This window comes from Streptomyces sp. NPDC058685, from assembly GCF_042714725.1.
Classification (GTDB): domain Bacteria; phylum Actinomycetota; class Actinomycetes; order Streptomycetales; family Streptomycetaceae; genus Streptomyces.
In genome coordinates this window covers 13,863-33,933 of record NZ_JBHXSL010000056.1, presented here as the reverse complement: position 1 = coordinate 33,933, position 20,071 = coordinate 13,863, and the positions used below count along the sequence as shown (strand labels likewise).

The 20,071-nt window shown below is 69.1% G+C and carries 18 protein-coding genes; 9 read left to right on the top strand and 9 right to left on the bottom strand.

The window, feature by feature from the left end; all coding sequences use genetic code 11:
* Positions 1-107: 107 nt before the first annotated feature.
* The gene (locus ACFWU3_RS30890) at positions 108-950 is read left to right on the top strand and encodes an MBL fold metallo-hydrolase (protein ID WP_384444305.1); all 843 of its coding nucleotides are present in this window, start codon (positions 108-110) and stop codon (positions 948-950) included.
* 442 nt (positions 951-1,392) lie between these two features.
* Here the strand turns inward: ACFWU3_RS30890 and ACFWU3_RS30885 are convergent, their stop codons facing one another.
* Positions 1,393-3,078, bottom strand: coding sequence for an FAD-dependent oxidoreductase (locus ACFWU3_RS30885; protein ID WP_384444303.1), 1,686 nt, complete (start codon positions 3,076-3,078; stop codon positions 1,393-1,395).
* Positions 3,079-3,564: 486 nt separating this feature from the next.
* Between ACFWU3_RS30885 and ACFWU3_RS30880 the strand changes: the two genes are divergently transcribed.
* Positions 3,565-4,383 (top strand): alpha/beta fold hydrolase, encoded by an 819-nt coding sequence (locus ACFWU3_RS30880; protein ID WP_384444301.1) that lies wholly within the window; start codon positions 3,565-3,567, stop codon positions 4,381-4,383.
* 154 nt (positions 4,384-4,537) lie between these two features.
* On the top strand, positions 4,538-4,975 hold the full coding sequence (locus ACFWU3_RS30875) for a VOC family protein (protein WP_384444299.1): 438 nt from the start codon (positions 4,538-4,540) through the stop codon (positions 4,973-4,975).
* Positions 4,976-5,720: 745 nt separating this feature from the next.
* Here the strand turns inward: ACFWU3_RS30875 and ACFWU3_RS30870 are convergent.
* The 4 genes from ACFWU3_RS30870 to ACFWU3_RS30855 form a co-directional block, all read right to left on the bottom strand.
* On the bottom strand, positions 5,721-6,029 hold the full coding sequence (locus ACFWU3_RS30870) for a hypothetical protein (protein WP_384444297.1): 309 nt from the start codon (positions 6,027-6,029) through the stop codon (positions 5,721-5,723).
* A gap of 654 nt (positions 6,030-6,683) precedes the next feature.
* On the bottom strand, positions 6,684-7,253 hold the full coding sequence (locus ACFWU3_RS30865; protein WP_384444295.1) for an ATP-binding protein: 570 nt from the start codon (positions 7,251-7,253) through the stop codon (positions 6,684-6,686).
* On the bottom strand, positions 7,247-7,600 hold the full coding sequence (locus ACFWU3_RS30860; protein WP_384444293.1) for an STAS domain-containing protein: 354 nt from the start codon (positions 7,598-7,600) through the stop codon (positions 7,247-7,249). Before ACFWU3_RS30860 ends, ACFWU3_RS30865 begins: the two co-directional genes overlap by 7 nt.
* 122 nt (positions 7,601-7,722) lie before the next feature.
* The gene (locus ACFWU3_RS30855) at positions 7,723-8,946 is read right to left on the bottom strand and encodes a phosphatidylserine/phosphatidylglycerophosphate/cardiolipin synthase family protein (RefSeq protein ID WP_384444291.1); all 1,224 of its coding nucleotides are present in this window, start codon (positions 8,944-8,946) and stop codon (positions 7,723-7,725) included.
* A 290-nt stretch (positions 8,947-9,236) separates the two neighbouring features.
* Between ACFWU3_RS30855 and ACFWU3_RS30850 the strand changes: the two genes are divergently transcribed.
* Together ACFWU3_RS30850 and ACFWU3_RS30845 are read left to right on the top strand one after the other, a co-directional pair.
* Positions 9,237-9,368, top strand: a complete 132-nt coding sequence (locus tag ACFWU3_RS30850) for a hypothetical protein (protein ID WP_384444289.1) — start codon at positions 9,237-9,239, stop codon at positions 9,366-9,368.
* A gap of 875 nt (positions 9,369-10,243) precedes the next feature.
* On the top strand, positions 10,244-10,933 hold the full coding sequence (locus ACFWU3_RS30845; protein WP_384444287.1) for an alpha/beta fold hydrolase: 690 nt from the start codon (positions 10,244-10,246) through the stop codon (positions 10,931-10,933).
* Between the two features lie 998 nt (positions 10,934-11,931).
* On the opposite strand, the gene ACFWU3_RS30840 is transcribed toward ACFWU3_RS30845, so the two are convergent.
* The gene (locus ACFWU3_RS30840) at positions 11,932-12,348 is read right to left on the bottom strand and encodes a hypothetical protein (RefSeq protein WP_384444285.1); all 417 of its coding nucleotides are present in this window, start codon (positions 12,346-12,348) and stop codon (positions 11,932-11,934) included.
* An 86-nt stretch (positions 12,349-12,434) separates the two neighbouring features.
* Positions 12,435-12,653: a three-helix bundle dimerization domain-containing protein gene (locus tag ACFWU3_RS30835; RefSeq protein ID WP_384444283.1), complete on the bottom strand. Its 219-nt coding sequence runs from the start codon at positions 12,651-12,653 to the stop codon at positions 12,435-12,437.
* A 324-nt stretch (positions 12,654-12,977) separates the two neighbouring features.
* On the opposite strand from ACFWU3_RS30835, the gene ACFWU3_RS30830 reads away from it, so the two are divergent.
* Both ACFWU3_RS30830 and ACFWU3_RS30825 read left to right on the top strand, forming a co-directional pair.
* The gene (locus ACFWU3_RS30830) at positions 12,978-13,169 is read left to right on the top strand and encodes a hypothetical protein (protein ID WP_384444281.1); all 192 of its coding nucleotides are present in this window, start codon (positions 12,978-12,980) and stop codon (positions 13,167-13,169) included.
* An 84-nt stretch (positions 13,170-13,253) separates the two neighbouring features.
* Positions 13,254-13,475 carry a hypothetical protein gene (locus tag ACFWU3_RS30825; protein WP_384444279.1) on the top strand — a complete coding sequence of 74 codons (222 nt, stop codon included), beginning with the start codon at positions 13,254-13,256 and terminating at the stop codon, positions 13,473-13,475.
* Positions 13,476-14,144: 669 nt separating this feature from the next.
* On the opposite strand, the gene ACFWU3_RS30820 is transcribed toward ACFWU3_RS30825, so the two are convergent.
* Positions 14,145-15,152 carry a hemolysin family protein gene (locus ACFWU3_RS30820; RefSeq protein ID WP_384444277.1) on the bottom strand — a complete coding sequence of 336 codons (1,008 nt, stop codon included), beginning with the start codon at positions 15,150-15,152 and terminating at the stop codon, positions 14,145-14,147.
* Positions 15,149-16,483 carry a hemolysin family protein gene (locus ACFWU3_RS30815; RefSeq protein WP_384444275.1) on the bottom strand — a complete coding sequence of 445 codons (1,335 nt, stop codon included), beginning with the start codon at positions 16,481-16,483 and terminating at the stop codon, positions 15,149-15,151. The genes ACFWU3_RS30820 and ACFWU3_RS30815 overlap by 4 nt, the downstream gene beginning before the upstream one ends.
* Before the next feature lie 889 nt (positions 16,484-17,372).
* On the opposite strand from ACFWU3_RS30815, the gene ACFWU3_RS30810 reads away from it, so the two are divergent.
* Complete coding sequence (locus ACFWU3_RS30810; RefSeq protein ID WP_384444273.1) at positions 17,373-17,798, top strand: STAS domain-containing protein; 426 nt, start codon at positions 17,373-17,375, stop codon at positions 17,796-17,798.
* Positions 17,795-20,041: a GAF domain-containing SpoIIE family protein phosphatase gene (locus tag ACFWU3_RS30805; protein ID WP_384444271.1), complete on the top strand. Its 2,247-nt coding sequence runs from the start codon at positions 17,795-17,797 to the stop codon at positions 20,039-20,041. Before ACFWU3_RS30810 ends, ACFWU3_RS30805 begins: the two co-directional genes overlap by 4 nt.
* Positions 20,042-20,071: the final 30 nt, after the last annotated feature.

Genomic DNA, 20,071 nt, shown 5'->3' with positions numbered 1-20,071 from the left:
GAAGTTAGTGTGGAAAACAAGGTCTCCAGACGGGGCGGACGGTCATGGGCCAGTGCCTCGTCCAGCAGTTCGCCCATAGTTGCCAGCCCGAGAACGCGGGAGTCGTCATGACCGCACTCGCCTACTCCGTGTACGTTGCACCATCCAAGCCTGCGGTGTCCGATGATCTTCCGCCGGGCGAGGACCGACGGATGTGGTCGCCCACGGCGTCGACGCTCATTTTCGGTGAGCGCGACGCGGTTCTGGTCGATCCGTTGCTGACCGTGGAGGAATCTCGCCGCCTGGCCGATTGGGTGGATACGCAGGGCAAGAACGTGACCACGGTCTTCGTCACCCACGCACACGGCGACCATTTCTTCGGGGCGCCCGCCCTTCTGGACCGCTTCCCGCAGGCCCGCCTGGTGGCTGCGGCGGACGTCGCGGCGCACGCTGGGGCGCAGTGGGACGCTCCGTGGTTCGACGGATTCTGGCAGCCTCGCTTCCCGGACCAGATCTCCGACCGGCGCGTGGTCCCCGAGCCTCTGCCCGACGGCCGGATCGAGCTGGAGGGGAAAGAACTACGCGGGATCGAACTCGGCCATACCGACACCGATGGCACGAGCGCCCTGTATGCGCCCTCCATCGGATTGGTGGTCGCCGGCGACGCCGTCTACGGCGACGTCCACCTCTACCTCGGCGAGGCGAAAGGACACGGCAAGCAGGACTGGCTGCACGCTCTGGACGTCCTCGCAGAGCTCCGGCCGGCAGCCGTAGTGTCCGGACACAAGCGCGATGGCGACCCGGACAGCCCCGACGACATCGACCGGACCCGCCGCTACATCGAGGACTTCGCCACGGTGGCGGAGAAGGCTGACAACCATGTCGACCTCTACGAGACGATGGTCCGCATGTACCCCGACCGCGTGAACCGCGGTGTGCTGTGGAACTCGGCGAAGTCCGCCCTGCCCTGATCGGATGGTGCCTCCGGCCGTGGGGCATTGGTCGTGACCGGTGAGGGTTCCAGATCGTCAGTGCGAGGACTGCGAGGTTGTGCGGGCGCTGGCGCAGCGTCCGATATCGGAATCTCCGTCGGCCCACGGCCGACGCCTATGCTGCGGCCATCGCCCGACCTGACGTGGCCCGCTCCCACGTGCCTCCGAGGGCGCCGCTGCGTCGTAGCCGTGGGTTGAGAACTTTGCCGCACCCTGGCCGCAAACCGCTGCGCGGCGACCGTGGGCAGATTTTCGGTGAGTTCGTCGCCTCGTGCGCCTGCCCTGTGGTTCCTGCGGACCTCAACGTCATTTGTGCCAGCGGTGGTTGGACCGGAGCAGGGGAACACCACCGGGAATCTGCTGTACGGCAGAACCATGAAGGCCCAAGAGGTGTTCTGCGTGCGATGCGGCAGCGCAGACGTCAGGCGGGTGTGCCGATGGCGGCGTGGACGGAATGGACGGCGCTGGCGCCCTCTCCGACGGCGGCTGCTACGCGCTTCATGGATCCGGAGCGGACGTCGCCGGCGGCGAAGACGCCTGGCTCGCTGGTTTCGAAGGGGAGCGGGCTACGGCCGATGGCGGCCCATACCGGGCTGAGCGGGTAGGGGTCCAGCTGCACGTCGGTTCTCAGGAAGCCATGGGGGTCTGTGGACAGACCGGACAGCCAGTCGGTGGCTGCGGACGCGCCGATGAAGCAGAACAGGCCGCGGCACGGCTGGTCTGCGTGCTCACCGGATGCGCGGTCGGTCAGTGCGATCCCCTCCAGCTCATTTCCGCCGTGCAGTTCGGTGACCTCGGTGGAGGGGCGTACCGTCACCCGCGGATCGGCGCGAAGCCGGTCGAGGAGGTAGGTCGACATGCCCGATGTGACGTCCTCGCCCCGGACTGCCAGCGTGACGCCACAGCCGCGTGAGGCCAGGTACAGCGCTGCCTGCCCGGCGGAGTTGGCGCCCCCCACGACGCAGACCGGCTGACCGGCACACAGCTGGGCTTCGAGGTTGGTGGCCGCATAGTAGATCCCGGCGCCTTCGAACCGGTCCCACGACGCAAGGGGCAATCTGCGGTAGCGGGCACCGGTGGCGATGAGGACGGCGCGGCTGTCGATGCCGGTGCCGTCCGTCAGGACGACGCGCAGGTAGTCGTGGCCGGTCTCCAGAGCCGCCACCTGGCAGGGGCTGGAGAGGCGGGCGCCGAACTTCAGTGCCTGCAAGGTGGCCCGTTGCATGAGATCCCCACCGCTGAGCCCCGAGGGGAAGCCGAGGTAGTTCTCGATCCGCGAGCTGGCCGCCGCCTGGCCCCCCGTTCCGACGCTGTCGAGTACAACGGTGTCCAGTCCCTCGGAGGCGCCGTAGACGGCGGCTGCCAGGCCCGCAGGACCCGCTCCCACCACGGTGAGGTCGACGGCGCCTGCCTCCGCGGCCCGGTAGGAGAGGCCGAGCGTCGAGGCGAGCTGTGCGGGAGTGGCCCGGCGGAGCACCTTGTCGTGGGTGACGACGGCGGGTAGATCAGTCGTGGCGAGCCCTGCCGAGCTCAGGGTTCGTTGACCGGCAGGGCTGCCCGCTTCGGTCCAGAGGTGCGGTAGGCGCTGGCGTGCGGCGTAGGTGCGCAGGGCGAGCCCCTCCGCGGATGCGCTGACGCCGACGATCTCCAGTCTGCGCGCCACGACACTCGCGCGAAGCCGGTCTCGTCGAGCGAGAAAGGCGCGCAACAGGAGGTCGGAGAGATCCGCCTGGTCGGCCATGAGGCGCCGGAACTGGGACGGAGGAATGCGGTAGATGCGCCCTGGCTCCACGACGCGGGCGGCCAGGTCCACCGTCTGCCCGGTCAGCAAGTTGAGTTCGCCGATGAAGCCGCCGCGACCGTATGTCGCGATGACCGCCTCGTCGTCATCCGGGCCCGCGGGCGCCACCAACTCGACGGTCCCGGCCTCGACCACGATGAGGTCATAGGCCGGTTCACCGGCCTGGAAAACTGTTTCTCCGCGCTGCACGTCGTGGCTGCTTCCGTACGAGGCGAGCCGGGCTCGCTGCTCGTCCGTCAGCTGCGGTGAAGCCTCCCCCGCAGAAGAAGGCCGGGGCTTCGGCGACCCGGATTGCGGCTCCTTCATGATTTGCCTCTATTCGTGACAGGTCACGTCAGGCTATGCCTGTCGATCACGTGCCCTCGGCAGCCACCCCGCACGCGCCGCACCTCCAAGGACGAGGGCCGTCCGCACGGCCTGCAGCAGGCGCAGGCGCGCCCGGCGGGGGTCCTGGTGGGGAGTCGCTTGCCGCACTGGGACATCCGCTGCTGAACCGCGAACGCGCGGGGGAGGACCTGAATGGGCGAGTTGATTCCCTCATGTGCCTCACCGCGAGTGCGCGTTCGGCGCACGCCGGACAGGCTGACGTGCATCCCGCCCGTCCTCCGAAGGAGAACAGCTATGACGTCGTCCCCCCTCGCGCGGCCTCGACGGCGACGAATACGCGCGGTCATTCCCGCGCTGGTGACCGCGGCGGCCTTGTCGGCGTCGGTGCCAGCCGCCGCCGACGGCGGGCCCACGGCCCCAGGGAGCGTCACCAGCACAGCCGGCAGCAAACCTACCGTCGTACTGGTGCATGGCGCGTTCGTCGACGGTTCCAGTTGGAACGCCGTTACCGGACGCCTGCTGGCCGACGGCTACCGTGTCATCGTCCCCGCCAATCCGCTGCGCGGTCTGCCCACCGACTCCGCCTACATCGCCAGCGTTCTGCGGAGCGTCGAGGGCCCCATCGTCCTGGTCGGCCAGTCGTACGGTGGGGCAGTGATCACCGAGGCAGCGGCCGGCAACCGCAACGTGAAGGCGCTCGTGTACGTCTCGGCCTTCATGCCCGACAAGGGAGAAGTCCTCGGTCAACTCGCCGCCAAGTTCCCTGGCAGCGAGCTCAACCCCGCCTTGGTGCAGAAGCCCTTCACGAACGCGGACGGCTCCACGGGCACGGATCTCTACGTCTCGCCGGACAAGTTCCGCGCCGTCGCCGCAGCGGACCTCCCACAGACAGCCACGTCGGTGGCGGCGGCAAGCCAACGCCCCATCTCCGCCACGGCCTTCACCGACAAAGTAACGTCCGCCGCATGGCGGACCATCCCCTCATGGGCCGTCGTGGCCACCAACGACAAGGCCATAGCCCCTGACCTGGAGCGCTTCCAAGCCAAGCGCGCCGAGTCCCACACCGTCGAGATCGACTCCTCCCACAGCGTGATGATCTCCCACCCAGACGCTGTCACCGACGTCATCCGCGACGCCGCCCGAGGGCAGTCCTCCACGCCAGCCCTCGCCGAAACAGGACTCACCCCCCTAGGCGTCGCTGGCGCCGCCGCCGCAGGCGGAATGCTCATCATCGGAGCGGGGCTCATGGTGATCAGCCGCAAACGGTCGACCGGTACGCACTGACCGACAGCCCGGCACCCTCCGCTCAGATCCTCACGCGGCGCGTAGAAGTTCCCCGCGCCTATGCAGACGTCTATTGCTCCGCAACCGGTAACGCGCCTGCGGTGCTGCCCGAGGCCGGCACCACCAAGGGAAACTGAAAGGCTTCACCGTGGACATGAAACTCGAAGTCGTAGTACTTCCGGTTGCGGACATCGACCGGTCGAAGAGCTTCTACTCCGCACTGGGGTGGCGGCTGGACGCCGATATCGTCGCCGATGACGGTTTCAGGGTTGTGCAGCTGACACCGCCGGGTTCCTCGTGCTCGGTGATCTTCGGTAGCGGAGTCAGCTCGGCCGCGCCCGGATCCGTCGAAGGCCTACACCTCGTGGTCTCGGACATCGAGGCGGCACGCGCGGAGCTGGCTCACAGCGATGTCGCGGTGAGCGAGATCTTTCACGACGCGGGCGGCGTATTCCACCACGCAGGGACGAAGGACCGGCTCCCCGGCCCGGACCCAGCGCGGGCCAGCTACGGATCGTTCGTTTCGTTCACCGACCCGGACGGCAACAGCTGGACGGTGCAGGAGATCACGGAGCGGCTTCCAGGACGGTGACACCGAGACGGCGGACCAGCCGAGGGCTCGCGATCGCTGCACTCCCGCTTCGAGCACTCATTGCGCGGACACTGCGGCTCGCGTGCCCTGCCGGGACTCGCAGATCAACCGGCCTCACGAACCGACCGCTTCTACGAGAATTCGACGACAGCCCGGCTCCTGCGGCTCGTCGACCTTCCCGAGGTGCGAGTCCGGCACGCATCAGCCGCCCAGCCGCCAATACGGGTGTTCTTGGTACCAAGACGGACCTTGACGGGGACATGCGCTGGCTGAGTCTCTTCGGTAAATGGCTTTGAAGAGCGGGCATGGGTCTTCAGCGCACGTACAGATCGTCGAAGGGGACTGTCTAACGAATCGGTTGGCCGTGTCTCGGTTGGCCGTGTCTCCCCTTCGATGGTGACGGACGCGCTGCTATCCGACAGGGATGACAGCTGTAGCTGCCGGACCTGCGGGAAGCCCTGCGCAGGGGTAGGTCGCCCACGTTGCTCTGCGGCGCAGGCACCCCGCGCCGGGTTCAGCCGTGTCGCCGACACAGCCGAGGGCCTGTTGCTCAGCGCGGGCGCGGAGGGTCGCGAGGCGAAGGGAGTCATTTTCCGGTGTCGATGATGTTGCTGCCGTGGGTGAGACGCTCGACGATGGCCGCGCAGAGGCGTGGTCGGTGAAGGTACGAAGAGGCTGTGTGACATGGTGGCCCGGCCCGTCGGCGGGCGACGTGAGCGCCATGTTTACCGATCGTCTGCCGTCCTCATATAGGTCTGAGCAAACGCATCGCCGGCGCAAGGAGCGTGACCGTCGCTTCTATGTCTCCCAGCTCCTCGGCCCGGTCCAGATACGCGGCCATCGTCTCCAGCAAGGCAGCGAGCGTGAGGGCCGCTCTCGGATCCAGCCCGGCCATGTGGGCTGCCGCTCCGAGCGCCTGCCCGTCCGTCACCCCTGTCGGGCTGTCCCTGGCCAAGGAGGCGACGATGCTCCTGCTCACCGTGCCGTCCGCGGCGATGTCCTTCGGAACGTACGCGGCCAGGAGCAGCCCGCCCTCCTGATCCTGACCCACCATCCACCGTTCCTCGGAGGACTGGACGGCATCTTCAGCTCGAATCCGCAGAAGAGCCGACGCTCCCCGCAACACAACACTCGCCATGCCCCCATGGTCCTCCGGCCTCGCCACCACCGTCTGCGCCCACCAAGGCCGAGCGCACAGCCGCGGTGCGAAGAGCGTCGGGTCGGGCCCTCTGGCGCCCTGCGGGCTGAGGCACGGAGGAAACCCCCAGCGGACCGTGCTGCGCCAGGCGGCCACGCGAGCTCGCCGTCCGCTCACGGGCAGTGAACCACCGGGAGCTGACCGAGAGGGATCGGGAGTGTCGAGGTCGAGGCCCTGACCGGCCGAGCCGTCATCGACATGGGCCGTAAGTGGATCACCCTCGGGCGCGCGATTCGTTCATGATCGCGGCTTTGGCGAGTCTCGGTAACACCGGCCCTGGGAGCGATCCGGGAAGAGGTTCACACTGGCTCGGCTGGGGCTACGCGCACGCCAGAGCACCGACAGGCGACCGGCTACGCAGAGGAGGATGCTGGAAAGGGGGGTCGGCAAGACCTTCCTCTGATTTGGGGGCGGGTTCGGGGGCTGGCGCCGCTGTTGTGGCAGTGATTCCGCCAGTGCGTGCTGGGACATCTCGGGTGGAACGGAACCCTCACTGGCCGGTGTGCGAATTCAGGCGAGGGGAACCAGCGCGGTGATGTGCTTGCCTGTGGAGTGGAGAGTGATCGTGACGTTCTTCGTGAGGCGGCGTACCAGTGGCCAGCCGTAGCCGCCGAGCCGGGGTACTCCCGCTGCTTCGCTGGCGTGGACGAGCGGTGCGCGGGTGCTGGTGTCACCGACGACGACGAGGAGTCCTTCGTCGGTGATGTCGGCGGTGAATTCGGTGAGCCCGCCACCGTGGCGGAAGGCGTTTGTCACCAACTCCGAGGTCACCAGGAGCGCGTCGGCCACCACCACATCCGCCAGGCCTTCCCCTTGCATCCCGCAGAAGCGTGAACTCAGGAGTCTGGTGACCATGTCCCGTGCTGCGGCGGCATTGTGCGGCACCGGGGTTGCGGCGCGCTCCACCTGCCCGGTCATTTGCACGGCAGCCTTCTCGGCCTCGTCCGGTGCGTGTTCCGGATGAGGATTCTGGCCAGACACTTCGGCTTCGATACTCATCGCTTTGTCCGCGTGCCCGGTTGGCCGGGGCACACACCCGCCTGTATGTCCGGAATGCGTCACTGCGGGGACGATCAGCACGTGCGCGCCTGATCGACGCTGCCCGCGAACTGGAAGGCTTCCTGCGTTCCGGTGACCTCGAACAGTCGGAGCACCTTGACGTTCATCGGGCCGACCAGCACCAGCGGTACCCCGTTCGCGGTGTGCTTGCGTTGGCCGTGCAGCAATGCGTGCAGCGCTGTGGAGTCGGCGAACGCCAGCCCGGACAGATCCACCACCGTCCGCCTGCCCTTGCCTTCGGCGGCGCTTGTCAAAGCCTCGACGAGCCGATCGCCGTCCGACCAGCTGTCCAGGCTGCCCCGGACACGGATCAGCACCACACCGTCGGCCGAGGGCTCTACAGCCACCACCAGTTCATCACTCGACATGGGGCATATTTTTACAACACCACGGCGCACCGAGGTGACCCGCCGTCGCTCCCGGCGATCACGCTACCGATCGTCTGGAAGGCGGGCGGTACGGCCGGCCCCGCGGGAAGTGGGGACCGGGGTCAGAGGAACCGGCGGATGGGCTGGACGGCCAGTTCCCGGGCCCGTTGGACGACGGAGCGTCGCTTCCACCGGCCGGCCTGGATCCGTTCGCTGGCTGCCACGTCCGCGTCGAAGTGCTCGTCGAGGGTGGCGGTGAACTCGGGGTCCAGGACGGCGAGCATGACTTCCTCGTCGTGGTCGAGGGAGCGGCGGTTGAAGTTGGTGGAGCCGATGAGTGCGGCGACGTGGTCGACGGTGATGACTTTGGCGTGCATCATCGTCGGCTGGTATTGGTAGATCTTCACGCCGCAGGCGGTGAGGTCCTCGTAGTGGTGCTGGCCGGCCAGTTGGCAGACCCGCTTGTCGGTGTGCGGGCCGGGCAGCACGATCTCCACCTCGACGCCGCGCCGCGCGGTGGCGCAGAGGAGTTCGATGAAGTACGCGTCCGGTGAGAAGTAGGCGGTGGCCAGACGGAAGCGCTCCTCGGCGGACTCCAGCATCACGCGGATCAGGGTCTGCATGTCCTGCCAGCCGAAGCTGGCCGAACCGCGCACCACCTGCACGATCGCGTCGCCCTGCGGGCGGTGCTCGATGAACCGGTCGCGGTCGTCGAAGAGTTCGTCGTGGCACTCGGCCCAGTTCTGCGCGAACGCCGCGGCGATGCCGTCCACCGCCGGACCGCGGACCTCGACGTGGGTGTCGCGCCACTCGTTCTCATTGCGCGCATCACCGCACCACTCCTCGGCGATCCCCACCCCGCCGGTGAACGCGGCCTCCTCGTCGACGACCAGGACTTTGCGGTGACATCGGTGGTTCTGCTTGAGCGGCGAGAGGTACAGCGGCTTGCGGAACCACGCCACATGAACCCCGGCCTGCTCCATCGTTTGAAGCAGTTCCGTCTCGATCAGCCGGCTGCCGAACCCGTCCAGCAGCAGCCGCACCCGCACACCGGCGCGGGCCCGCTCAGCGAGGGCCTGGGCGAACTGGCGGGCGATGTCGCCCTTCCAGTACACGAACGTCATCATGTCCACGGTGTGCTCGGCACGGCGGATCCCGGCCAGCATCGCGGCGAAGATCTCATCCCCGTTCCGCAAGGCGGTGAGCTGGTTGCCCTCGGTCGCCGCGATCCCGATCAGCCGCTCCAGACGTCGCCGTATCCGCGCGACGCGGACGTCCGCAGAGGGAGCGTCCGGCGCTGTGGCGGCCTGCGGTCTCAGCTCGGGCGGTTCTTGCGTACTGGTCATGACATCCCCTGGCCGGCACACGACGAGGAAACCCCGGGCCGCGGCGCCCGGTCCGGCGCGGGCTGAGCGGCCAGCCGACCCTACCGCCAGGGACTCGATTGCGGAGCCCGGCCCCGGGCATGCGCTCGCGGTGACCGATGTGATCGACGCGTTCCGGCAGTCGCCGCAGAAGGCGACGAAGCCGGTCGCCCGCCGCACCACGGCACCGCTGCTGCGCCGGGAAGTGGCCGTCCGGCCACGGGGCGTGGGGCATCTGGGTTGCTGGTCGACCGAGGTTGTGCTGCCGGTCCATGGCGGAGCCGCTCGCGGCCGCCCTCGAGCACCGCAACACCCGGGCCGACCATCACGCCCGCGGCGAGCAGGAGCGCGAGGAGCCGGGGCGGATAAGCCGAGACGCCGCGGCCACGACCAGGAGCCCGTAACCGATGAAGGGTGGGCGGATCGCCCGCTGCCGTGGGCCTGCCCCTCGTGCAGACCCCCACCCGACACCGGGGCAACCATGCTGGAGGGCTACCGGCCCGCGCCGGGCGGGCGGTGCCCGCGGTGTGAGCAGGCCTACCGCGAACTCGCTCAGCGCCGTGAGCAGACCGGTGTCCTGGCCCGGCTGCGCGCCCGCACCGGGAGCGCCTGAAATCGGGGCCTGAAGAGGCGTGACTGACGGGTGTGCCTCGGGTGTGGGCCAGGATCGCTCAGAACTGGTCCACACCCGGCGGGCAAGCCCACAGGAGGGGCCCTGGGCAAGCCCTTCGCTTCCAGCATGCGCCTGCCGCAGTACCGGTGTCGCGGTGGCGTGGCTGCTCCGGGCTGCGGCAGGCGGCATGTGACCTGGGGGATCTGGCGCAGGGCTGGCTGCTGTCGCGTACGCGTTGCTCGACGTGGCCCACGCGATCCGCGAGCACACGGAAGCCACAACACAGTAGCCAGCCCAGGCGGAGGGCTGCGGCTGCCGGCCGCGGGCCACGCGGTCGCTCGTGGGAGTGGTCCCAGCCTGGGTGCCGTGTGCCGGAGCTCCGCCCACAGCCGGTCGTACGCGGCCGCGTCGTCTGTTTCCCATCCGTCCGGCCGGCGAATTTGGCGCAACGGGACCCCTCCCTCGGCCCGCCCTGCCCCTGGCCCGATGGCCGCTCTGAGCACCGTTGCCAGTGCCGGCAGTCAGGCCGCGCGGTGGCAGCATCCCGCAGGCGAGGCCGTCCACCGCAACCTCGCCTGCAACTCGGCCATTTGGCCGAGCCGGAGCGCACGGTGCGGCATAGCGTGTATCTGTCCGGAAGGTTTCCGACCATCAAGGAGCAATCAGATGAGTTCCGTCAAGAACATCGTGCTCGTGCATGGAGGCTTCGTCGACGGCTCCGGCTGGCAGCAGGTGCACCGTCTCCTGACCCGTGACGGCTTCAACGTCAGAGTGGTGCAGAACCCGACCCACTCCCTAGAGGGCGACGTCGCGGTCACGCGGCAGGTCCTCGACGCCCAGGACGGCCCGGCCGTGCTCGTCGGGCATTCCTACGGAGGAGTGGTGATCACCGAGGCGGGTCGGCATGAGGGTGTGGCCGCGCTCGTCTACATCGCGGCCTTCGCGCCGGACAAGGACGAGTCGGTCAGCACCTTGATCGCCGACCCTGCTCCCGGCGCGCCCGTTCCGCCGATCCTGCCGCCCCAGGACGGCTTTCTCTTCCTGGACCGCGAGAAGTTCGCCGCGTCCTTCGCGGGTGATGTGGCGCCTGACGAAGCCCGGTTCATGGCCGACTCGCAGGTTCCCTGGGGCGTGGAGGCGCTCGGCGGAACAGTCACGGAACCCGCCTGGCGCACCAAGCCGAGCTGGTATCTCGTCGCGACCGACGACCGCATGATCCCGCCGCCGGCGCAGCGCGCGATGGCCGGGCGTGCCGGGTCCACGGTCAGTGAGACGGCAGCGAGCCACGCGGTCTACGTCTCCCAGCCGGAGGTCGTGGCGGAGCTGATCAAGCAGGCCGCCGCCCACCGGGCGTAGTCCAGGGTCCGGCGCATGCGCCGGACCCTGCGTGGGCCATCGTGCGTGAACGCTCACGCCTGCCAGCATTCGCGTGCCTTCACGCGAGCAGACGAGCAGAAGGGCGGACAAGACTGGAGCCACAGCGGCGTGAGGCATAGTTGGCGTCGCCGGCCCCGGGCGGTCAATGATCACCGGTGTGGGCATCGGCCACGCGCGTTGGCGGGTGTGGGCCAGGCCGGCTCAGGAACTGGCCCACACCAGGCGGGCAAGCCACGGGCCCGGGAGGGGTAGCCCTGCCTTTCCAGCGTGCGCCTCTCGCTGTCGCGCGCAGCGGTGCCGGGAGTGTTTCCATCGTGATGGGTAGCCGTCACGTGGTGACGTGTAGCGCAGCGGCCGTTCGGATCTGTCACGCTCCCTGTTCGGCGGCGTTGTGGCGCATCCGCCAGGCGCGGGTGCGGCATCTCGGTGAGCAGTAGACCGCATCGGTCCGCTTGCGGGCTGGGACGGATATCCGGCACAGCGGGCACCGGCCCTGTGACCACAGGATCTCGCCCTGGATGAGCTGCAAGCCTTCGTAGACGGCTCGCCGGTAGATCTCGTTGTGCCGTTGGAGGCGTCGCCAGTGGCGGCTGCGGCACGTGGAGTTGCAATACCGCCGGTTGGTGCCGGCGTCCCGGGGCAGCGGCGTCCGGCACTGTTCGCATCGCCGCTGAAGCGTCTTGGGCACCCCACCAGCCTCCCGCCTGTGGGCACCGCCCGGTCGCCGGAGATCATCCCGGGTGTGGGCCGGCGCTCCCACAGTGGATCCGGCCCACACCCGGGGGCCTGTCGCCAGTGGCCGGGGCAGGCCCCATGGTGTGGGCATGCGCCACGGCGCTGCTCCCGGCACCCGCATCAGAGCTGGAACGCTGCCGGCCCTCTGCGCCTGCGAGGGGGAGATGGGGAAGATGTTCTGTGGCCCGGTGCCCGGTGCCCGGGTGCTGTCGGCGGCCGGCCCTGGGCGCCTGCTGGGTGGGTCACGGATCGTCTGTCGTGCGCAGGTAGGTCTGAGCGAAACGCATCGCCGCCGCAAGGAGCGGGGCTGCCGCTTCGGTGTTTCCCGGTTCGTCGGCCCGGTCTGCGTACGCGGCCATCGTGTCCAGCCAGGCGGCGAGCATCAGGGCCGCTTTCGGGTCGAGCCCGGCCATGTGGGATGCCGCCCCGAGCGCCGGCCCGTCCGCCGCCCCGGGCGGGCTGCCCTCATGGGTGAGCGAGGCGACGACGTGACTGTTCACCGTGCCGTCGTCGGCGACGTCCCGCGGCGCGCAGGCGGCCAGGAGCAGGTCGCCGGTCTCGTCCCGGTCCACGATCCACCGCTCTTCGGGGGACTGGACGGCATCTTCTGCTCGAAGCCGCAGAAGGGCAGCCGCTCCCCGCAGCACGACACTCGCCATGCCCCCTATGATCCTCCGGCCTCGGCCCCGCCGCCTGAGCTCACCAAGGCCGGCGCGGGCTGGCGCTCGGTTGCGTGTCCGGGGTGTCAGGTACGGCGTTGTGTCTGTTCGTCGGTGGCCAGCAGGTCCTTGGCTCTGCGTTCCATCAGAACGGGCAGGTAGGTGCGGACACGGGCGTATCGGAGCTCTTCGTACGCGATGCGTACCGAGGTGCGTACCAGGTGGGTGTCCAGCTGAGGGTGTGCTGCTGTCAGGCGTGCGGTCACGTGGCCGATGGCCACGGCGTCCTCTGATTCCGCTTTCATCGGCCTCGGCCTTCTTCCGGGAATCGCGTGTGCTCAGTTTCGCGGTGCGGCTTTCCGTGGGGAAGTCGATCTTTCGCCGCTTCGGGCGGCGGTCGGCAGAACCCGACCGGCTGGAATGCGCCGGGGATGTGCCGATCGTGGCGGGCGGCGCGGGACACGTGGTCATGGCGCAGATGCACCAAGACCCCGGGTTTCCACTCCCGGGGCCCTGGTGTTGTGCGGAACCGGGTTGTTCAACGACCGGCCGATCGCGCCGTCACTCCCTCTCCAGGGGTTCGGTCGCAAGCTGATGCGACCGTGCAGTGCTGTGGAAGGGTTGGGGGCATGCCGAGCAGCCGTCCCGAGATCCGTGTGTGTTCACCTGCCGAGTGCGTGCTGCCCATGAGCCATGCGCGCGCCGGCTGCCCTTTCACCAGCAAGGAAGCCGAGGTGGAGGAGATGAAGGCAGAGATCTCCAGACATCGGGCGAAGGACCTGGTGAAGGAGTGGACGATCGTCGGCGAGTGGGTGCACTGACCTTCATCGGGCTGTGCCGCGTGCCCGCTGTCCCACTGGATACGGAGCGCGGCAGCCTGTCAGCCGCAGGAGCACACTGGAAGGGTGAGCCAGCCAATCGTCGTTCATCAAGCTTCTTCGAAGCCGGGTCGCAGAGTGACCTGCCTCCGATATGGCCGCGACAACTTCCTGGGTACGGCGTACTCCGATCACGACCTGGTGGTCATCCTGGAGGGGGCTGGGTGGATCGACCCCGAGCAGATCATTGATGATCCGACGTGGGTCGAATGGCGCGGCGGCCGCGCCCATCTCTGGCACGTGATCTGAGCGATGCCCGCCGCTGTTCGGCACGGCCGGTCACTGTTCCTCGCTTGGCCCATGCCAGGCCGAGGTCGGCGAACTGCTGGAGTTGGTCGGTGGTGAGCTTCGCGTGCCGGGCCCTGGCGTTCGAGGAACACTCCGAGTCTGACCTCGGTGCCGTCGTCCAGCTGCTCGACGTGGGGCTCTGGGGACAGTCACGGAGCCGGTGCGGGCCGTGTACTGCGCCAAGGTCGGCGGTGATGACGTCGAGCCCTGTGGTGTCGGTGGTGGTGAGGTCGAGTTTCTGGCTGAGGCGCGACACCAATCAATGCCGAGGGGCTGCGCGCGTAGTGGCGGTGCTCCGACCGGCGCACGGTTGATGTTTCAACAGTGCCGACCACGCGGCGCGGCAGAATGACTCGACCGGAATCTGACCCTCACTGCGTGACGCTGATTTCGGCGCCATGGGTGAACGCTGCGCGCGGTATGAAGGCCAGAGAGCGGCGACGCGGGCTTGTCCCTGTGCTGCATCGGATCGCGGGATCGGGCAGTCGGCGTCGTGGTCAATTGCGCTGCGCGGTCAAGCCAAGGCCCGATCAGAGGTGAACGGTTCGTACGCTCTGTCCAGTGGACTGGTGGTTGGTGCATGCCGGTGGCCGGCACCCCTGAGTGGGTGCCGGCCTTTGCTGCCTCGCCTCAGGCGCCGACGAGTTCTTCCAGGACGTCTTCCATGGTGACGAAGCCGAGGACGGTGCCCTTGGTGCCGGTGACGGCGGCGAGGTGGGTGCCTGCTGCGCGCATGGCGGTCATGGTGTCGTCGAGCGGGGTGTCGAGGGCGACTTTGGTGATCGGGTGGAAGGCATTGCGCGGGATCGGCGCTGTGCGGTCGGTGAGGCCGAGGGCGTCCTTGATGTGGAGGTAGCCGAGGATCTCCTCGCCGGGTCCGGTGACGGGCAGGCGGGAGAATCCGTGGGCGGCGGCCGCGCGTTCGAGGCCCTGGGGTGTGATGTCGTGTTCGACGGTGACCACCCGGTCGAGGGGGACCATGACTTCGCCGGCGGGGCGGGTGCCGAGTTCGAGGGCGTCTTGGAGGCGTTCGCCGTCTTCGGGGCTGAGAAGGCCGGCGGCGCTGGAGTCCTTGATCAGGCGGGTGAGTTCGTCGTCGGTGAAGACGGAGCTGACCTCGTCCTTGGGTTCGACCTTCATCAGCCGCAGCAGGGTGTTGGCGAAGGCGTTGATGCCGAAGACGAACGGGCGCAGGCCGCGGGTGAGGGTGACCAGGGGCGGGCCGAGGAGCAGTGCGGTCGGCGCGGGGGCGGCGAGTGCGATGTTCTTGGGAACCATCTCGCCGATCAGCATGTGGAGGTACGTCGCCAGGGTGAGGGCGATGACGAACGCGATGGGGTGGATCAGCGCCTCGGGCACGCCGACCGCGTGGAAGGGGGGTTCCAGCAGGTGGGCGATGGCAGGTTCGGCGACGGCGCCGAGGACGAGGGAGGAGACGGTGATGCCGAGCTGGGCGGTGGCCATCATCGCGGAGAGATGTTCGATGCCCCACAGGACCGTCTTGGCCCGGCGGTTGCCGTTCAGGGCGGCTGGTTCGATCTGGCTGCGGCGTACGGAGATCAGGGCGAACTCGGCGCCGACGAAGAAGGCATTGGTGACAAGGGTGAAGGCGCCGATCAGCAGTTGGATGGCGGTCACTTGCTCTTCTCCTGTCGGCGGGCGGACGTGGCGGCCGGTGCGGTGAGTGCGACGCGGTCGGCGCGGTGGTGCTCGATGTCGAGGACGGACAGTTCCCAGCCGTCGACGGTGAGGGTGTCGCCCTGACGGGGGATGCGTTCGAGGCGGGTGGCGATCAGGCCGGCGAGGGTCTCGTAGGGGCCCTCGGGTGCGGTGAGGCCGATCTCTTCCAGCTCGTCGAGGCGGACGCTTCCGTCGGCTTCCCACACGGGGCGGCCGTGCTGGTCCGGGACCTGGATGAGGTCGGGGACCTCCATCGGGTCGTGTTCGTCGCGGACCTCGCCGACGACTTCTTCGACGATGTCCTCGACGGTCGCGACGCCGGCCGTGCCGCCGTACTCGTCGATGACAAGGGCCATGGTGCGGGCCTTGCGCAGTCGTCCGAGGAGGGTGTCCACGGGCAGCGAGTGCGGCACCAGCAGCGGTTCGCTCATAAGGTCGGTGACCGCAGTGAGCGGTCGCTTGCCCTCCTCCAGTGCGAGGACATCGCGGATGTGGACAGTGCCGATGACCTGGTCCAAAGCGTCGCGGAACACGGGGAAGCGGGAGAGGCCAGTGGCCAGGGTCAGATTCGCGGCGTCCGCGGCGGTGGCGTGGGCCTCCAGGGCCTGGACGTCGATCCGCGGGGTCATGACGTTTTCCGCGGTCAGTTCCGTGAGGTGCAGGGTCTTGACGAACAGCTCGGCGGAGTCCGCCTCGATCGCGCCCTGGCGGGCCGAGTGCTGTACGAGCGCGACCAGTTCCTCGGGGGTACGCGCGGAGGCCAGCTCCTCGGCGGGCTCCAGGCCGAAGCGGCGCACCAGGCGGTTCGCGGTGCTGTTCAGGTGCCGGATCAGCGGCCCGAACGCCGCGGTGAAGGCGCGCTGCGGGCCGGCGACGACCTTCGCGACGGCCAGGGGCCGGGAGATCGCCCAGTTCTTCGGCACCAGCTCGCCGACGACCATCAGCACGACGGTCGAGATCGCCACGCCGAGCAGGGTCGCGGTGGTCGACACCGCGCCTGTCGGCAGGCCGACGGCCTCCAGCGGTCCGCGCAGCAAGGCGGAGACGGAGGGCTCGGCGAGCATGCCGATCACCAGCGAGGTCACCGTGATGCCCAACTGGGCGCCGGACAACTGGAAGGTCAGTCGCTTGGCGGCCTTCAGGGCGCCCTCGGCGCCCCGCTCACCCGCCGCGGCGGCCCGTTCGAGCTCACTGCGTTCGACGGTGGTGAGAGAGAACTCGGCGGCTACGAACACCGCGCAGGCCAGCGTCAGGGCGAAGGCGAGGAGCAGCAGCAGGACTTCGGTCACCGTGCCACCCCCGCTCCCGGCACAAGTTCTTGCGGGCAAGGCGTGGCACGGCTCGTACTGGGAGGTTCACCCATTGCGGGTCTGCTGCTCCTTCTACACTCGCTCGGACCGCATCCCGGTCCGGAGGTCTGGGCGGACAAGTATCCGTACAACAATCGTAAAGGGTCAGTAAAGACCCTGGCCAGGTGGATGCGCACGAGACGCGGCAGCACTTCGATATCGCGCCCCGCCTGCCGCCCGGCAACCGCATGGCATGCGAGAGGACGCTGTACTCCGGCAGCTGAGATGCGGACACATAGACGCGCAGGGCCCGCAGTCGGGACGCGAGTGTTACACCCACGGTCGTCCGCACCGTTGCCTGCACAGGTGCACCCGCGGTTGCTCCGGGGGGCGCCTGCCGAAGGTGTGTACCCTCATTACGCGATCAGCCGGTTCCGCAGGTCGGAACCCGTGGGCAAGCCCGCTCTAGGCACCCGCATTCGTTGTACGCGATGGCCGTACACAGAGGTGAGCGACCGGGCCGGCCGCAGGCGCGGTGGGAAGACATGACTGTGGTGCGACGGCAGAAGGCCCCGGCGGATGCCCGGGGCCTTGACGCCGCCAACCTCATCCAACCCCTGGCCGACACCCACAACCACCTGACGGCCGGTCACCCCGACCTCGCCGCCCGCGTCGACAGCGTCACCCGCCACACCGACCAACTCCGCAAAACGCACCACAGACAGCAGAACAGCCGAGAGGCTGAGGTCGCGTCGGCTGCACTTCGGGCCCGGCCCAATGGGAGCCCTGTCAACGGGAGCCCCGCGAACGGGATGAGAGGCCTCCGCCCCGTGCCCTGCGGCGGGGGAGCCGCTCTCTACCATGAGGGGCTGTCGGTATGGGGCCTCACATGGAGGACGTCAGGGTGTTCGCGGTGGATGTCAGCCACGATGGGCGGGGTGTGGTGTTCGGGCTGCGCGGGGAGCTCGACTTCGACAGCACGGTGCAGCTGCACGAGGCGGGGGAGAAGGAGCTGGTCCGCGGCCGGGACGCGGGTCCCGTGGTAGCCGACTGTTCCGCTCTGACGTTTTGCGACTCTTCCGGGATCAGCGCTCTGCTGCGACTGTTTCGGCAGCTGGCCGAGCAGGACCGTGTGCTGCGGCTTGCGGCCGTGCCGGATTCGGTGGCGCGTCTGTTCGCGCTGACAGGGCTGGACCGGGTTTTTGCCGTGCACGGTGACGTGTCCGAGGCGCTGGCGGCGGATGCGGGTAGGCGTGACATGGTGGCTGCCGGCGCTGACGATTCGGCTCAGCCGGATGAGGGGGAGCGTGCATGAGTGGCGTACCGCAGGAGGAGCCGCGCCAAAGTCCTGGTGCGGCGGTCACGCGTGCTGCCGCCGAGGACGGTGCGGAGGAGGATCTGCGGGCGCTGTTCGGACAGTCCTCCGCCGTATTCGCCTACCTGGCGGGGCCGGCGCACATGCTGGAGACGGCGAACGCGGCGTTCTTCGCCGCGATTGGCGGCGGGGAGCGCACCCGTACCGGTCTGCCGATCGGCCAGTTGATGCCGGAACTGGTCGAGCAGGGCTTCATCGCTGTCCTGGACGGGGTCTACCGCACCGGCAAGCCATACACCGCCCGGGATGCCCGGGTGCTGCTGGGTGAGGGAGACAGGACGCGGGAGGCGTTCTTCGACTTCACCTACGAACCGCGTCTGGACGCCGGCGGTAATACCATCGGCGTGCGGGTGATCGGGGTGGAGACGACCCAGGTCAAGCACGCCCAGCGGTTGACGGCCGAGCACCGGGTGCTGCTGGAGCAGATCGCCCGCCAGGCGCCCTTGGCCGACGTGCTGGACGGCATGGCCCGCGCGATCGAGGACCTGGCACCGGAGGAGGTGCTGGTCTCGGTGCTGCTGGCCGACGCCGACGGCAAGCATCTGCGCCACGGCGCGGCGCCGAGCCTGCCCGGCTTCTACAACGAGGCCATCGACGGCATCGCCACGGGTGAGGGGGTCGGCTCCTGCGGCACCGCAGCGCACCGGCGCCAGCCGGTGATCGTCACCGACATCGGCACCGACACGTTCTGGGACGACTTCCGTGATCTGGCGGACAAGGCGGGGGTGGCTGCCTGCTGGTCCACCCCGATCCTGGCCCGGGACGGCTCGCTGCTGGGCACCTTCGCGATGTACCACCGCACCCCGCGAGCGCCGCAGGAGGCGGACCTGGCGCTGGCCCGGGTCTTCGCGGACACCGCCGCCCTGGCCATCGAACGCCACCAGGCTGAAGAGGCACGGCAGGCCGCCGAAGCCCGGGAGAAGGCCGCCCGTGACGACCTCGCCTTCCTGCTGAACGCCAGTACTTCCCTGACCAGCGACCTGGACGCCGTCCAGACCCTGCAGCGGCTGGCCGGCTCCTGCACCCCCCACCTGGCACCGCTGTGCGCTATCGATATTGTCGAGGGCGGGAGGGTGCAGCGCGTTGCCGCCGCCGCTCCCACCGAGCGGCAGCAGACTCTGCTGGCCTCCCACATTCCGGTCTACGACGCTGCCGACGACGCCGTCGCCCGCGTTCTGGCCTCCGGCATCAGTGAGGTCGCACGCCGCACCCCTACCGGGTCCGGCCCCTGGCAGGAGCTGGATGTCACCGGCTACCTGTGCGTTCCCCTGTTGGACCGCGGCACCGCGTTCGGCACGGTGACGCTGCTGTCCATGGGTGAGCACACCTTCGACGGCCACACCGTGGCCCTGGCCGAGGAACTCGCCCGGCGCGCCGCATCGGCGGCCCGTAACGCCCGCCAGTACACCCACCGCGTCACTCTCGCCCGCGACCTGCAAGCCGGCCTGCTCCTGCCTCACCTTCCCGAGGTGCCCGGCACCGACGTCGCCACCTTCTACCACCCCGCCGGCGAAGGCCTTGACATCGGCGGCGACTTCTACGACGTCTTCCCCCTGGACGACGGCCGGTGGGCGTTCCTGCTCGGCGACGTCTGCGGACGCGGCGCGCTGGCCGCCACCACCACCGCCCTGGTCCGCCACACCGCCCGCGCCGTCGCCCCCCTCCTGCCCGGCACGGAAGCCGTCGTTCAAGCCGTCAACCGGGCCCTGATCAACCGGCCCGCCGGCCACGGCACCGGCTTCGTCACCCTCGTCTACGGCCAGCTCACCCCCACCGCCGACGGCCTGGACATCGAACTGGTACGCGCCGGCCACACCCTGCCCCTCCACCTCGACACGCACCACACAGCCCACACCATCGACGCATTCGGTCTCCTGCTGGGCATCGCCCCCGACCCCCACGTCACCCCCCACCGCCTCCAGCTCCGACCCCACGAAAGCCTGCTGCTCTACACCGACGGCATCACCGAAGCCCGCAGCCCAGACGGCCGGCAGTTCGGCGAGCAACGCCTGGCCGACGCCCTGACCAGCGCACCGCCTCAGCCGGCCGCCCGTCACGTCATCGACGCCCTCACCCAGGCAGTGCACGCCTTCACCGGCGGCCACGACATCGACGACGACCAGGCTGTTCTCGTCCTGACCGCCACCGAGCCCCGCCAGATCCCGGCAACACCGCCGATTTAGAGCAGACCGCTGGGGCCATCGGCGCGCTTT

Coding starts and splice junctions, on each gene's coding strand:
- ACFWU3_RS30890 (WP_384444305.1), top strand. CDS start 108: ATGACCGCACTCGCCTACTCCGTGTACGTTGCACCATCCAAGCCTGCG.
- ACFWU3_RS30885 (WP_384444303.1), bottom strand. CDS start 3,078: ATGAAGGAGCCGCAATCCGGGTCGCCGAAGCCCCGGCCTTCTTCTGCG.
- ACFWU3_RS30875 (WP_384444299.1), top strand. CDS start 4,538: ATGAAACTCGAAGTCGTAGTACTTCCGGTTGCGGACATCGACCGGTCG.
- ACFWU3_RS30870 (WP_384444297.1), bottom strand. CDS start 6,029: ATGGTGGGTCAGGATCAGGAGGGCGGGCTGCTCCTGGCCGCGTACGTT.
- ACFWU3_RS30860 (WP_384444293.1), bottom strand. CDS start 7,600: ATGTCGAGTGATGAACTGGTGGTGGCTGTAGAGCCCTCGGCCGACGGT.
- ACFWU3_RS30855 (WP_384444291.1), bottom strand. CDS start 8,946: ATGACCAGTACGCAAGAACCGCCCGAGCTGAGACCGCAGGCCGCCACA.
- ACFWU3_RS30850 (WP_384444289.1), top strand. CDS start 9,237: ATGGCGGAGCCGCTCGCGGCCGCCCTCGAGCACCGCAACACCCGGGCC.
- ACFWU3_RS30845 (WP_384444287.1), top strand. CDS start 10,244: ATGAGTTCCGTCAAGAACATCGTGCTCGTGCATGGAGGCTTCGTCGAC.
- ACFWU3_RS30840 (WP_384444285.1), bottom strand. CDS start 12,348: ATGGCGAGTGTCGTGCTGCGGGGAGCGGCTGCCCTTCTGCGGCTTCGA.
- ACFWU3_RS30835 (WP_384444283.1), bottom strand. CDS start 12,653: ATGAAAGCGGAATCAGAGGACGCCGTGGCCATCGGCCACGTGACCGCA.
- ACFWU3_RS30830 (WP_384444281.1), top strand. CDS start 12,978: ATGCCGAGCAGCCGTCCCGAGATCCGTGTGTGTTCACCTGCCGAGTGC.
- ACFWU3_RS30810 (WP_384444273.1), top strand. CDS start 17,373: ATGGAGGACGTCAGGGTGTTCGCGGTGGATGTCAGCCACGATGGGCGG.
- ACFWU3_RS30805 (WP_384444271.1), top strand. CDS start 17,795: ATGAGTGGCGTACCGCAGGAGGAGCCGCGCCAAAGTCCTGGTGCGGCG.